Annotated in this window: 12 protein-coding genes and 1 riboswitch; of the genes, 4 read left to right on the forward strand and 8 right to left on the reverse strand. The window is 70.9% G+C overall.

Translation table 11 applies throughout. The features are described from left to right. Positions 1-4: 4 nt before the first annotated feature. From AB0I15_RS56420 to AB0I15_RS56440, 5 genes are all read right to left on the reverse strand, one after another. Positions 5-1,342, reverse strand: coding sequence for an extracellular solute-binding protein (locus tag AB0I15_RS56420; protein ID WP_358116569.1), 1,338 nt, complete (start codon positions 1,340-1,342; stop codon positions 5-7). A gap of 443 nt (positions 1,343-1,785) precedes the next feature. Then, complete coding sequence (locus AB0I15_RS56425) at positions 1,786-2,316, reverse strand: hypothetical protein (RefSeq protein WP_358116571.1); 531 nt, start codon at positions 2,314-2,316, stop codon at positions 1,786-1,788. Between the two features lie 178 nt (positions 2,317-2,494). Continuing rightward, the gene (locus tag AB0I15_RS56430) at positions 2,495-3,736 is read right to left on the reverse strand and encodes an RNA polymerase sigma factor (protein ID WP_358116574.1); all 1,242 of its coding nucleotides are present in this window, start codon (positions 3,734-3,736) and stop codon (positions 2,495-2,497) included. 87 nt (positions 3,737-3,823) lie between these two features. Beyond that, complete coding sequence (locus AB0I15_RS56435) at positions 3,824-4,258, reverse strand: YciI family protein (protein WP_358116576.1); 435 nt, start codon at positions 4,256-4,258, stop codon at positions 3,824-3,826. A 133-nt stretch (positions 4,259-4,391) separates the two neighbouring features. Further along, positions 4,392-5,117: a TetR/AcrR family transcriptional regulator gene (locus tag AB0I15_RS56440; RefSeq protein WP_358116577.1), complete on the reverse strand. Its 726-nt coding sequence runs from the start codon at positions 5,115-5,117 to the stop codon at positions 4,392-4,394. Positions 5,118-5,229: 112 nt separating this feature from the next. Here AB0I15_RS56440 and AB0I15_RS56445 point away from each other — a divergent pair, with 112 nt between their 5' ends. Next, positions 5,230-5,820, forward strand: coding sequence for an NAD(P)H-dependent oxidoreductase (locus tag AB0I15_RS56445; protein ID WP_358116579.1), 591 nt, complete (start codon positions 5,230-5,232; stop codon positions 5,818-5,820). After that, a complete protein-coding gene (locus AB0I15_RS56450; protein WP_358116581.1) occupies positions 5,817-7,319 on the forward strand; it encodes an MDR family MFS transporter in 1,503 nt (500 codons plus the stop codon). Before AB0I15_RS56445 ends, AB0I15_RS56450 begins: the two co-directional genes overlap by 4 nt. On the opposite strand, the gene AB0I15_RS56455 is transcribed toward AB0I15_RS56450, so the two are convergent. Next, positions 7,309-8,172: a LysR family transcriptional regulator gene (locus AB0I15_RS56455; protein WP_358116584.1), complete on the reverse strand. Its 864-nt coding sequence runs from the start codon at positions 8,170-8,172 to the stop codon at positions 7,309-7,311. The genes AB0I15_RS56450 and AB0I15_RS56455 overlap by 11 nt on opposite strands. Before the next feature lie 59 nt (positions 8,173-8,231). Between AB0I15_RS56455 and AB0I15_RS56460 the strand changes: the two genes are divergently transcribed. After that, positions 8,232-9,044, forward strand: coding sequence for an alpha/beta hydrolase (locus tag AB0I15_RS56460; RefSeq protein WP_358116586.1), 813 nt, complete (start codon positions 8,232-8,234; stop codon positions 9,042-9,044). A 266-nt stretch (positions 9,045-9,310) separates the two neighbouring features. Here AB0I15_RS56460 and AB0I15_RS56465 read toward each other — a convergent pair whose 3' ends face one another. Beyond that, entirely contained in the window at positions 9,311-10,024 is a 714-nt protein-coding gene (locus AB0I15_RS56465) for a CHAP domain-containing protein (protein WP_358116588.1), read from the reverse strand. 12 nt (positions 10,025-10,036) lie between these two features. Next, positions 10,037-10,173, reverse strand: a riboswitch (cyclic di-AMP (ydaO/yuaA leader). Between the two features lie 474 nt (positions 10,174-10,647). Beyond that, the gene (locus tag AB0I15_RS56470; protein ID WP_358116591.1) at positions 10,648-11,469 is read right to left on the reverse strand and encodes an aldo/keto reductase; all 822 of its coding nucleotides are present in this window, start codon (positions 11,467-11,469) and stop codon (positions 10,648-10,650) included. A gap of 97 nt (positions 11,470-11,566) precedes the next feature. Here AB0I15_RS56470 and AB0I15_RS56475 point away from each other — a divergent pair, with 97 nt between their 5' ends. Further along, positions 11,567-12,511, forward strand: coding sequence for a hypothetical protein (locus AB0I15_RS56475; protein WP_358116593.1), 945 nt, complete (start codon positions 11,567-11,569; stop codon positions 12,509-12,511). Positions 12,512-12,513 lie beyond the last annotated feature (2 nt).

Below are 12,513 nucleotides of genomic sequence, written 5' to 3' on the forward strand. Positions count from 1 at the left end.
GAGATCAGCCCGCGGCCTTCACCGCGTCGTCGACCAGCTGCTGCCAGGCCTTGTCGTGCGGGACGGAGCCGTCGTCCATGCCCTGGACGACCGACTCGATGGCGTTCTTGACCTGGGCGTGCTTCACGCCGAGGAAGACCGGCTGGAGGCTCGAGGCGGACTTGGCGAAGATCTCGCCGATGGGGGCGTCGTTGAAGAACTCGTTCTTCGCGCCCTGCACCGCCGGGTCCTGCTGCGCCTTGGTGTTGCTCGGCATGTTCCCGAAGTCGGTGAAGATGCTCGCCTCGGTCTGCGCCTGCGTCAGGTAGTCGGCGACCATGGCCGCCTCCTTCGGGTGCTTCGACTGCTTGGGCACGGCCAGCCAGGAGCCGCCCCAGTTGCCGCCGCCACCGGGCACCGCGGCCACGTCCCACTGCCCCTTGCCCGCGTCGCCGGCGTTGCCGCTGACCACGCCGAGCATCCAGGACGGGCAGCCGACCGTGGCGAACGCGCCCTTCTGGGTGCCCGCCGCCCACTCGTCGGTGAAGTTGCGCAGCTTGGCGGTCAGGCCCTGCTGGCTCATCTTCGAGGCGAAGTCGAAGGCCGTCTTGACGGCCGGGTTCTTGTCGACGATCAGGTTGTTGCTCTGGTCGAAGTAGCTGACGTTGCCGTTCTTGGCCGCCTCCTGGTACAGGACCACCTGGTACAGCGTGTTGGTGCCGTCAGCCCACTTGGTGTCCTTGACCTTCGACTGGAACTGCTGGCCGACCTTCATGAACTCGTCCCACGTCGGCCACAGCGCGCCGACCTTCTCGCGGTCCGTGGGCAGCCCGGCCTTCTTGAACAGGTCCGTGCGGTAGCACAGGCTCATGCCGCCGATGTCGGTGCCCAGGCCGAACAGCTTGCCGTCGGCGCTGACGCCGTTCTCCCACTTCCAGGCGGGGAAGTCGGCCTTGCGGGACTCCAGGCCGTACTCCTTCAGATCGGCCCACCATTCGGAGCGCGCCTTGGCCAGGCCCATGCCGCCCTCGTCGATGCCGACCACGTCGCCCGCGCCGTTGCCCGAGGTCAGCCACTGGATCATCTGGGGCCAGTACTGCTGCTCGAACTGGTCGGTCAGGTGCTCTTCCTTGATCTGGATGTCCTTGTGCTCGGCGTTCCACTTGGTGATGGCGTTCTTGTAGCCGAAGTTGGTGCCGCCGCCGAAGGTCTGCACACGGATCGTGACCGGCTCCGCCGCCGCGGAGGAGGCGGGAGCGCTGGCTGCCGGCGTACCGCCGGAACCACAGGACGCGACGGCGAGCGCCGCCGCGGCCAGGGCCGAGGCCGCGGCAAGACCGCCGCGACGCTTGCTGATCATCATGGTGGACCCCTTCTCGGGTGAATGGTGGGGAAGTGCACCGCGGCACGCGCTCCGCCGCGGTGGGAGTCTTTGGGAGCGCTCCCACAAAGGGTGCACTTACGGGGTCTGCACGTCAATCCCGCGAAACGTAACCGTTACCAATGGTGCGGTTTATAACATTGGAACGGGATTTTTCATCCTAAACACCCCAAAGAGCTGATTGGGAGCGCTCCCACCACAAGAGACATCTTTTGTGTCGCATCAAGGGCATGTCACCCGACGCCGACCCAGGCTCGAAGGCCGGAGACGCCCCGGAACCCGCGGAATGTGAGCGCTCCCAAAAATCTTTCCGCGCGGCGATCGGCCAGGGGCACGGCCGGCGCGCGAGCTCGCCCCCGGCGGCCCTCACGCGGGAGGCGGCCGGGGGCGAGCGGAGCCCCGGTTCCGGCGGGGCTCAACCGGTCTCAGTAGATCCGGTAGCAGATGTCCACCGTGCTCGGCGTGAAGTCCCGGTTCGCGTGCAGCCAGTCGCCCACGGAGTGGAACTGGCGGTCGCCGAAGGGCCCCGTGGTGTGCCCGGGGCGGCCGATCGGCTGGAACCCGAAGTAGCTGTAGAGGTTCCCGGGCCGGATCTGGCCGAACGCGCCCGCGTTCAGGGTTCCGACGGTCTTGGAGATCCCCTGTACGCCGCCGCCGGCCTCCTGGGCCTTCGACACGCACGCGAACGCGGAGCTGATGGGGAAGTCGTTGGCCCAGGTCGGGAGGCCCTCGTTGCTGGGCCCGTACCAGCCGGTGCCGCCGTAGTCGCCGGCGATCTCGGTGCACCAACTGAGCGGGCCGTACCCGGTCTCGAGCCAGGGGAGCGGGCACCAGATTCCGTTGCCCATGTTCCGGAAGTCGTCGGGGTCGGGGGCGGCGTTGGCGGGGCCGCTCGCACCGAGGATCGTGGCGAGGGCGACCGCGGCGGCGACGAGAATGCGCTTGATGACGACCATGGTGCAGGGCTCCCTTCGAGGGGCCTCGACTGAATGGACGCCCGCAGCGTAGGACCCGGCCGTCATAAGTCCGTCATAAGCTCCCCTCGCGCCCTGACCTGCGGCGCGCGCACCGGCGACCAGAGGCTCTCCCGCCGGATGGCGGGACGGTGGTCGGCGTTCGCGGGGGCCTACCGGATCAAGGGCCGCAGGCGGCGGCGCGTTCCTCCAGGAGGGCGCGTTCGCGGGCGTTGCGGGTCATTTCCGCCGCCCGCCCGAACTCCGCCCGCGCCTCCGCCATCCGCCCCAGCTTGAACAGCAGGTCCCCGCGTACGCTCGGCAGCAGGTGATAGTCCTTCAGCGCCGGCTCGTCCACGATCTGGTCGAGGAGCTCCAGCCCGACCGCGGGCCCGTAGGCCATCGACAGGGCCACGGCGCGGTTGAGCTCGACGACGGGCGAGCGCGACAGCCTGGCCAGGGCCTCGTACAGCGTCGCGATCCGGACCCAGTCGGTGTCCTGCGGGGTGACGGCCCTGGCGTGGCAGGCGGCGATGGCGGCCTGGAGGGTGTAGGGGCCCGGGGTGCCGCCGAGGGACTCGGCACGGTCGAGGGCGGTCAGGCCGCGGCCGATGAGGAGGCGGTCCCAGCGGGCCCGGTCCTGCTCCAGCAGGAGGATCGGCTCGCCCGACGGCCCCACCCGGGCCGCCGACCTCGACGCCTGGATCTCCATCAGGGCCACCAGGCCGTGCACCTCCGGCTCCTTGGGCATCAGGCCCGCCAGGACGCGGCCCAGGCGCAGGGCGTCCTCGCACAGGCCGGGACGCATCCAGTCGTCGCCCGCGGTGGCCGAGTAGCCCTCGTTGAAGATCAGGTAGATGACCTCCAGCACCGAGGACAGGCGGCCGGCCAGCTCCGCGCCCTGCGGGACCTCGAAGGGGATCTTCTTGTCGGCGAGGGTGCGCTTGGCGCGGACGACGCGCTGGGCCACGGTGGGCTCCGAGACCAGGAACGCCCGCGCGATCTCGTCCGTGGTCAGGCCGCCGAGCACGCGCAGCGTCATCGCCACCCGCGCCTCCACCGACAGCGCCGGGTGGCAGGCCGTGAAGACCAGCCGCAGCAGGTCGTCCTCGATCTCGTCGATCTCGGGTTGCTCCTCCTCGGTGTCGAGGCGGTGGCCGAGCTCGGTGAGGTGGTGCTGGAGGCGTTCGTTGCGGCGGAACAGGTCGATGGCACGGCGCTTGGAGACGGTCATCAGCCAGGCGCCCGGATTGCGCGGCACCCCGGACTCCGGCCACTGCTCCAGGGCCGCGACCAGCGCGTCCTGTGCCAGCTCCTCGGCGAGGCCGACGTCGCGCGTCATCCCGGCGAGCCCGGCGATGAGCCGGGCCGCCTCGATCCGCCAGACCGCCTCGATCGCGCGATGGGTGTCGGTAGCCGTCACCGGCCTATGAGACCAGCCGCCGCCTCGTCATCGCAACCCGCACCAGCCGCCGCCTCGTCATCGCCACCCGCCGCCAGTCGCGGCTCGTCAGGGTTCGTCGACGCGCAGGCGTTCGCGCATGGCCTCCTCGTGCGCGCGCTCCTCGGCGGGCAGCGAGTCGTCCGGTACGTCCGAGGCGTCGAACACCCGCCACACGTCCAGCCCGATCCCGTCGTGCCCCGGCGGCACCGGCACGCGCAGGGCCCACTCGATGGCCTCTTCCCGCGACTTGACCTGGATCAGCCAGAACCCGGCGATGAGCTCCTTGGCCTCCGCGAACGGCCCGTCGATCACGCTCGCCCTGCCCCCGCTGTAGGCGATCTGGGCGCCCTGCGAGCTGGGGTAGAGGCCCTCGCCCGCCAGCAGCACCCCCGCCTTGGCCAGCGACTCGTTGTAGGCGTGCATGTTGTCCACGAGCTCCTGGCTGGGCAGCACCCCGGCCTCGGTCTCCGCGTTGGCCTTGCCCACGATCATGAACTTCATCGGTGTCGTCTCCTTCGTTCCGTGCTGCCGACTGTGTTGCCGACTGTGTTGCCGACTGTGCTGCCGGCCGTGTGGCCGGTCACGCCAACGCGTCGAACGGCCGCGGCCCGGATCGACACGGCCGGGAAGATTTTCACGACGCCGAGATCCGGGCGGCTATGCCGTCCAGAACGTACTCGAGGCCGGTCTCGAACTGCCAGCCCGGATCGTTCTTGCACCGGCCCTCGTGGATGTAGCGCGAGAAGGAGGGGTAGCGGCCGGTGCCGAGCAGGTAGGTGAGCTGCGGCGCCAGGCTCGTGTACACCTGCTGCTCGTCGGACCAGCCCTGACCGGCCATGACCTGCCGCATCGCGATCTCCGAGCCGGTCATCCCGTGGATGAAGGAGCTGACGGTGGTGGCCATGGCCATCGCGGTGTCGGGGTCGAGGCCCTCCCCGGTCATGGCGCGCAGCGAGCATTCCGAGACCGCCGTGCGGTTCGGGGTGAGGGCGAGCATCGCGCTCGGCGGGAGCTGGCCGAGCCAGAGGTGGTGCAGCATCAGCTCCCGCGTCCGCACGGCGATGGCCCGCAGCGTCTCGCGCCAGCCGGCCGTGGCGGGAGGCAGCTCCAGCTCGGCGTAGACGTGGTCGACCATCAGCTCGAGCAGCTCGTCCTTGCCCGACACGTAGCGGTAGGCGGCCATCGGCGCCACTCCCAGCTCCGTGGCCAGGCGGCGCATGGTGATGGCGTCGAGCCCCTCGGCGTCCGCGACGGCCACGGCCGTGGTGGCGATCCGCTGCGGCGACAGGGTCTGGCGGGGCGTCGGCGCGGGACGTTCGAGGCGCTCCCACAGCGGAGCCCCGTCCTTCTGAGCGGCCATCAAGTCGTCCTCCTGGGCGCGATGTCGTGTACAACGTATCAGAAGTAGACAACGTACACAGTGATGTGTACGTTGTATTCGCATCGATACGTTGTACACATTGGAGTTTCCCGTGACCACCCCATTGCGCGTCGCCGTCCTGCTCGGCAGCACCAGGGACGGCCGCTTCGGCCCCGCCGTCGCGAACTGGATCCGCGCCCACCTCGACCACCGCGAGGACATGACCGCCGACGTCATCGACCTGGTCGAGACGCCGCTGCCCACCGTGTTCCCGGTGCTCGGGCAGCCGCCGGAATCGCAGGAGGCGATCAGGCTGCTGGAGGCCGTGTCCCCGAGGATGGCGCGGGCCGACGCCTTCGTGATCGTCACCCCGGAGTACAACCGCAGCTTCCCCGCCTCGCTGAAGAACGCCATCGACTGGCACGGCCGCGAGTGGCACGCCAAGCCGGTCGGCTTCGTGGCCTACGGCGGCTTCTCGGCGGGGCTGCGGGCGGTCGAGCAGCTCCGGCTCGTGCTGGCCGAGCTGCACGCCGTGACCGTGCGGGACGCCGTCGGCCTGCAGGCGCCCTGGGCCCAGATAAGCTCCGACGGCACCACCGCCGGCGCGGGCGGCGACGCGGCGGCCAAGGCCATGCTCGACCAGCTCGCGTGGTGGGGGCAGACCCTGCGCGAGGCCAGGGCCGCCCGCCCGTACACGCCATGAGCCGTTCGCTGTACGTCGGCGTCTTCGGGCTGATGCTCGGCATGTTCCTGGCCATGCTGGACGGCCTCATCGTCGGCACCGCCCTGCCCACCATCACCGGCGAGCTGGGCGGGCTGAACCACCTGTCCTGGGTCGTGACCGCGTACCTGCTGGCCACGGCGGCCACCACGCCCATCTGGGGCAAGCTCGGCGACCTGTACGGCCGCAAGGGCACGTTCATGACCGCGATCGTGATCTTCCTGGTGGGGTCCATGCTCGCCGGGCTGTCGCAGGACATCGGCCAGCTCATCGCCTTCCGCGCGGTACAGGGGCTCGGCGCGGGCGGCCTGATGGTCGGTGCCCTGTCGATCATCGGCGTGCTGGTGCCGCCCCGCGAGAGCGGCAAGGTGCAATCGATGGTCGGGGCCATGATGCCGGTCGCGTTCATCGGCGGGCCGCTGCTCGGCGGCCTGCTGACCGACCACCTGAGCTGGCGGTGGACGTTCTACGTGAACGTCCCCGTCGGGGCCGTGGCGCTGCTCGTGGTGGGGTTCGGGATCCGGCTCGCGGGGGAGCGGGTCAGAGCCCGGATCGACTACCTCGGGGCGGTGCTCCTGACCGCCGCGATCCTGGCGCTGACGCTGCTGACGAGCTGGGGCGGTGTCACGTACCCCTGGACGTCCCCGCAGATCCTGGGCCTGGGCGTGGTCGCGGCCGGGTGCCTGGCCGCCTTCGTCAGGGCCGAGCGGCGGGCCGAGGAGCCCGTCATCCCGCCCCGGCTCTTCCATGACAGGAACTTCACGCTCGCCCAGGTGCTCAGCTTCCTGGCCGGGGCCGTGATGATGGCCGTGACCGCGTACCTGCCGCAGTACCTGCAGTTCGTCCAGGGCGTCACGCCGACGGCCGGCGGGATGCTGCTGCTGCCGCTCCTGTTCGGCATGCTCGCGGCGCAGCTCGTGACCGGCCGCCTCATCAGCCGCGACGGGCGCTACCGCGTGTATCCGATCCTCGGCGGCGGTGTGCTGGTGGCGGGGGTGCTGGTGCTCACCGTGCTGGGCGTCGGGACCGGCGTCGTCCTGGTCTCCGGGCTCACGGCGATCGCCGGGGTGGGCATCGGGCTGCTGACGCAGAGCACGATGCTGCTCACCCTGAACAGCGCCGACCCCCGCGACATGGGCGCGGCCAGCGGCACCGTCACCCTGCTGCGCACCATCGGCGGCTCCCTGGGCATCTCCCTGCTCGGCGCCGTCTACGGCGCCCGCATGGAGGCCGGGCTCGGCGCCTCACTCGGGTCCGAGGCGGCGACGCGGCTGACGGAGGGCGGCGGGCTCACCCCCGAGCTGATGCCGGCGATGACCGGGGCCGTGCGGGACGCGGTGCGCGAGGCGGTCAGCGCGGGGCTGCAGGGGGTGCTGGCCGGGTCGGCGGTCCTGGCCGCCCTCGCCTTCGCCGCCGCCTGGTTCGTACGGGAGGTGCCGCTGCGCGCGGAGGCCCCCGCCGCTGAGAAATCTACAGCGTAAAGGCGGCGAGCTCGTCCAGGAACGCCCGGGCTGTCGGGGCACAATCGTGCACCGACGCCACGGCCAGGGCCAGCGAGCGGGTCATGCCCGGATCGAGCGGCCGGGTGACGACCGCGCCCAGGTCGGCGGGCAGGCCCAGGGCGGGCACGATGCTGACCCCCAGCCCGGCCGCCACCATCTCCAGGATCGCGGCCGGGCCGCCGGCCTCGAAGGCGATGTCGAGCGGCACCTGGGCGGCCTGGGCGGCGCTCATGATCAGCGGCCGGCAGCCGGCCGTGGTGAGGATGAACGGCCGCCCGGCCAGGTCGGCCAGGCGCACGGCCTTCCGGGCGGCCAGCGGGTGCCCGGCGGGCATGACGGCCAGCATGTCGTGGGTGCTCAGGTGCGCGGTGTGCAGGCCGGGGGCGGGCAGGGTGACCACGCCGACCTCGGCGGCGCCCCGGTGCAGCCATTCGCGGATGTCGTCGTCGACGCCTTCGAACAGGCGTACCCGGACCTGGGGGTAGCGGTCGGTGAACGCGCGCAGGAGCCTGGCCACGAGCGTGCCCGTGGCGCTGGGGAGGCTGGCCAAGCGCAGCTCGCCGGTGATCTGGCCGCTGGCGGCGGCCACGTCGGCGCGGATGAGGTCGAAGTGGCGCAGCGCCTCGCGGGCCCGGGTGAGGGCGCGGCGGCCGGCCTCGGTGAGGGCGATGCCGTCGCGGTGGCGTACGAACAGGGCCGCGCCCAGCTCGCGCTCCAGCGTGGCGATGGCGCGGCTGACGGCGGGCTGGGACATGCCGCTCTCCTCGGCCGCCGCCGTGAAACCGCCGCGCTCGGCGACCGCGATCAGCACCCGGAGCTGCGCTAATGTCATACCGCCATACCCTAGATGATATTTGACCGGGCCCTCTCAAGAACATCATGGTTATGGCCATGCGGAAGACGATCGAAGTGGACGGGCTGCGGGCCGGATATCTGACGGCGGGCGATCGAGGCCCGATGGTGCTGCTGCTGCACGGCACCTACTGGAGCCGGGTGTGGCGGCCGGTGCTCGGCGACCTGGCGGCGGCCGGGCTGCGGCCGGTGGCGGTGGACCTGCCCGGGCTGGGGCGTTCGGAGGGGGAGCTGACCCCGGAAACGGCCACCGTGCCCGCGCTGGCGGCCTGGGTGGCCAGGTTCGCGGCGGCGCTGGGCGCGGACGTGCCGCTCGCCGTGGCCGGGCACGACATCGGCGGCGCGGTCGCGCAGCACCTGCTGGTGGGTGACGCGCTGAAGGTGCGCAGGCTGGCGCTGGTCAACTCGGTCACGTACGACTCGTGGCCGGTGCCGGGGGTGGCCCGCTTCCGCGACCCGGCCGTGGTGGCGGCGACGACGGTCGAGGACGTGCTGGCCGCGCGCCGTACGGCGGTCACGACGGCCCTGGCCCGACCGGCGACGGAGGCCGAGCTGGCCGACTACCTCGACCCGTGGACCGACGCGCGGGTCTGCCGGTCCTGGATGGCCCTGGCCGGCGCGGCCGACAGCCGCTACACGCTCGACCTCGTCCCCGCGCTGCGCGCCGACGAGACGCCGAAGCTGCTGGTCTGGGGGGAGGACGACACGTTCCAGGAGGTACGCCACGCCGAGCGGTTCACGGCCGAGATGCCGAACACCACGCTCGTCCGGATCCCGGGGGCCGGTCACATCCCGATGGAGAACGACCCGGCCGGGGTCGCCGGCGCACTGGCGAACTTCTTCCTCAGCTGACCCAGCCCCTGAACGGGCCTTACGCCGGCGCCTTGCCCGCGAAAGGAACGTCGCAGGAGGGGCACGCTGACCCGCGTACGTGTCCGTCAGGCCGTGACCGTGACTTTACCGGCGCTCAACCCGTCAGCGGACGGTGACCAGCCGACGGCCATGACGTTCCAGAGCCAGGCCGCCGGTGTCGTGTTGGGAAATGCGACAAGCGCGCGCCTCCCTTGTGGGGAGACGCGCGCTTGTGGAAAGGCAGGGGCCCTCTCGGGCCGTCCTCGTCAGGCGGCGTACTCGGGGTAGCCGTAGCCGACGACCTGCGACTTGGGCCGGGTGCGCTCCTCGACCTTGCCGTTGCCGGTGTTGCCCTCGACGGTGGAGATGGTGCCGTTCTGGTTGTCCTTCACGACGAACCCGACGTGCTGGATGTCGCTGATGTCCTTGCTGCCGCTCCACGAGAAGAAGACGACGGCGCCGGGCTTGGCGAGGGTGCCGAAGCGGTTGTTGGCCGCGAACCACTTGGCGTGGGCGACGGTGTAGGCGTCCCAGCCCACCTGCGGGCGGGCGCCGGTCTGCTCACCGACCCAGGAGACGAACATCGAGCACCAGGCGGCGTTCAGGTACGCGGCGCGGTTGCCGCCGTCGCGGGCCACGGTCTCGGCGGCGCGCTGCGAGTTGGCGTACCACTGCTGGAACTTGGTGCCGCCGCCGCTGGCGTTCTCGGAGGTGCCCACCTGGGCCTTGGCCAGGGCGAGTACCTGACTGGCGGTGACGTTGACCTTGGTCTCTTCGGAGTGGTCGGTGCTGGCGCCGGCCTTGTGGGCGGCGATCGCGGCGGTCGGGTGCTTCGCGGCGGTGGCCGCGGCGACTCCGGTCGGGGTGTCGGCGTTGGCGGTGGCGGCGTGGCCGCCGAGGGCCGAGGCGATGATGGTGGCGCCGAGAACGGCGCGAGCGATGTTGACCTTGGGTGCAGCGGTAATAGGATGCTTGGCCATCGAGGGGGTTACTCCTTGCTTCCATGCCGCTTACCGGGTTAGCTGACGGGTTCGGGCGTGGAAGCTGCCCTACGGCACCGAAGTGCCGATTCACCCCAAAGGACTGGGTCCCCGGTTCCGCCCGGAGGCGGATTCAGCGGTCACAGGACGATCCTGTGATGTGTCGTGCGATGGTCAGACATAGCCGGACAAACCGGATGTATGTCTCAAGATGCCCCATAAGGTAATACATGAGGCAAGAGGATTACAAATCCATAAAAGCCCAGCTAGGCGACGTGCCTGTGAGCGTCGGCCGGAACCCCTGTCATGGCAAGGGATTCGTCAAGAGGCAAGATCGAGAAATTCGTTCCGCCTGCCGGCCGGGATGACGCGGTTCGGTGTGTGCCCGATCCGTTCGTGGCCGGGGATCCGCCACCGGAGCCCCACGTTCGCGGGGTCCGCGGCTTCCGTCCGCGTCGACTGGCTACAACACCGGCCTGACCAGGGTAATTCCCGGGCAATGTGATCGCCATGAAAGCGTCCTGGCGGCCGAGGTAGGGGACAACACGGGCCGCTCTGGGTTCATTCCCTGGGGCGCCGGCGGGCGGCCGCTCGTAGCGGAGCCCGCCCGCCGGGGATCCTCGTCACGTCATGTTGAAGGTGTCCGGATCCGGCCCGAAGCGCCGGCCCTTGTTCATCGCCCCGATGGCCGCGAGGTCCTCGGTGTCCAGGATGAAGCCGAACACGTCGATGTTCTCGGCGATCCGCGACGGCGTCACGGACTTGGGGATGACGACGTTGCCGACCTGCAACTGCCACCGCAGCACGATCTGCGCCGGCGTCTTGCCGTGCTTGTCCGACAGCACCTTCAGCGCCGGGTCGTCCAGCAGCCCCTTGCCCTGGCCCAGCGGGCTCCACGCCTCCGTGAGGATGCCGTTGGCCTCGTGGAAGCGCCGCATCTCCCGCTGCTGCAGGTACGGGTGCAGCTCGATCTGGTTGATGGACGGCGTGATGTCCGTCTCGTTCATGAGCCGGGTGAGCGTCTCGACCGTGAAGTTGGAGACGCCGATGGCCTTGGCCCGCCCGTCGCGGTAGATCTTCTCCATGGCCTTCCACGCCTGCACGTACTTGTCCTGCTTCGGCACGGGCCAGTGCATGAGGTAAAGATCTACGTAGTCGAGCCCCAGGCGGGCCAGGCTCTCGTCGAAGGCGGCCTCGGCGCGGCCGTGGTCGCCGTTCCACAGCTTCGTGGTGACGAACACCTTCTCGCGCGGCAGCCCGCTCTCGCGTACGGCCCGCCCCACGCCCTCCTCGTTGTCATAGGCGGCCGCGGTGTCGACGTGCCGGTAGCCGGTCTTCAGCGCCGTCCGCACGGCCTGCTCGGCCTCGTCGGCCGGAACCTGCCAGACGCCGTACCCGAGCTGCGGGATCTGCACGCCGTCCGTGTTGAGCATGAGCGAATTCATACCCTCCATTGTTCACGCCCAGTTTCTGAGCGCTTAAGGCGGCGGGGCTAGCTTGAAGCGGTCGTGAACGGGCTATCACCCGGCTGGGAGGGCAGGAGTGGTCAAACAGGCGTCGGCCTGGGTGGAGTCGCCGCTCCAGATGCTGTGCGCCGTCGAAGCCCATCATGCCGGGCTCCTCGGCCCGGTGTCCGTCGTCGTGCCCCGGGCAGGCCTGCGGCCACTGAAGGCGACCCGCCGCGAACTGCGCGCCCTCGGGCTGCCGGACGGCCTGGAGCTGGCCGAGCCCCGCGAGAGCATGCCCCGGCGCGTCCAGGCCATCGGTGACGCCTTCTCCGGCAAGGTCCAGCTCCGCTGGCTCACCTCCAGCCCCGGCCGCATCGTCATCGTGGACGACGGGCTGGCCACGCTCCGGCTGCTGGAGCTGCTCGCCGCGGGGCCGTTCCGGCCGCTGCTGCGCGCCCGCGCCAAGCCGACCAGGCTGCGCGCCGCGCTGGGGCTGGCCGCCGCGCTGCGGCTGCGCCTGAGCGACGTGTCGGTCTTCACCGCCCTGCCCGTGGACGACAAGCTGGCGGAGGGCGTCCGCCGCGCCGGCATCGACCTCGTCCGCCACGACTTCGCCTGGCTGCGCGCCCAGCCGCCCAGCGCCGAGGGCCCGGCCGAGCGCACGGTCGTGCTCGGCACCTCGCTCGTGCGCAACGGCCTGGTCCACCGCGACCACTACCTGCGCTGGCTGACCGAGCTGGCCGCGCGCGAGCCGCTCGCCTACTACCCGCACCGCCGCGAGGACCCCGTGGACGTGGCGCTGATCCGGGAGCGTCCCGGCATCACCGTCCACGACGGCGGGGCGCCCGCCGAGCTGACGCTGCGCGGCCTGGACGCCGGCCAGCGCGTGCTCAGTCTTCCCTCGACCGCGATCACCTCGCTGCGGGTGCTGCTCAGCCCGCGCGGTGTCGCCGTCGAGCCCGTGGATGTTCCCGAAGACTGGTGGACCAGCAGGGCGGCTCCCGCCCTGCGCTTGCATCTGACCGGAGTGTCCAGTTGAAA

It is taken from the genome of Nonomuraea sp. NPDC050643, from assembly GCF_040654715.1.
Classification (GTDB): Bacteria; Actinomycetota; Actinomycetes; order Streptosporangiales; family Streptosporangiaceae; genus Nonomuraea.

Coding starts and splice junctions, on each gene's coding strand:
- AB0I15_RS56470 (WP_358116591.1), bottom strand. CDS start 11,469: ATGAATTCGCTCATGCTCAACACGGACGGCGTGCAGATCCCGCAGCTC.
- AB0I15_RS56460 (WP_358116586.1), top strand. CDS start 8,232: ATGCGGAAGACGATCGAAGTGGACGGGCTGCGGGCCGGATATCTGACG.
- AB0I15_RS56465 (WP_358116588.1), bottom strand. CDS start 10,024: ATGGCCAAGCATCCTATTACCGCTGCACCCAAGGTCAACATCGCTCGC.
- AB0I15_RS56455 (WP_358116584.1), bottom strand. CDS start 8,172: ATGACATTAGCGCAGCTCCGGGTGCTGATCGCGGTCGCCGAGCGCGGC.
- AB0I15_RS56425 (WP_358116571.1), bottom strand. CDS start 2,316: ATGGTCGTCATCAAGCGCATTCTCGTCGCCGCCGCGGTCGCCCTCGCC.
- AB0I15_RS56435 (WP_358116576.1), bottom strand. CDS start 4,258: ATGAAGTTCATGATCGTGGGCAAGGCCAACGCGGAGACCGAGGCCGGG.
- AB0I15_RS56450 (WP_358116581.1), top strand. CDS start 5,817: ATGAGCCGTTCGCTGTACGTCGGCGTCTTCGGGCTGATGCTCGGCATG.
- AB0I15_RS56420 (WP_358116569.1), bottom strand. CDS start 1,342: ATGATGATCAGCAAGCGTCGCGGCGGTCTTGCCGCGGCCTCGGCCCTG.
- AB0I15_RS56440 (WP_358116577.1), bottom strand. CDS start 5,117: ATGGCCGCTCAGAAGGACGGGGCTCCGCTGTGGGAGCGCCTCGAACGT.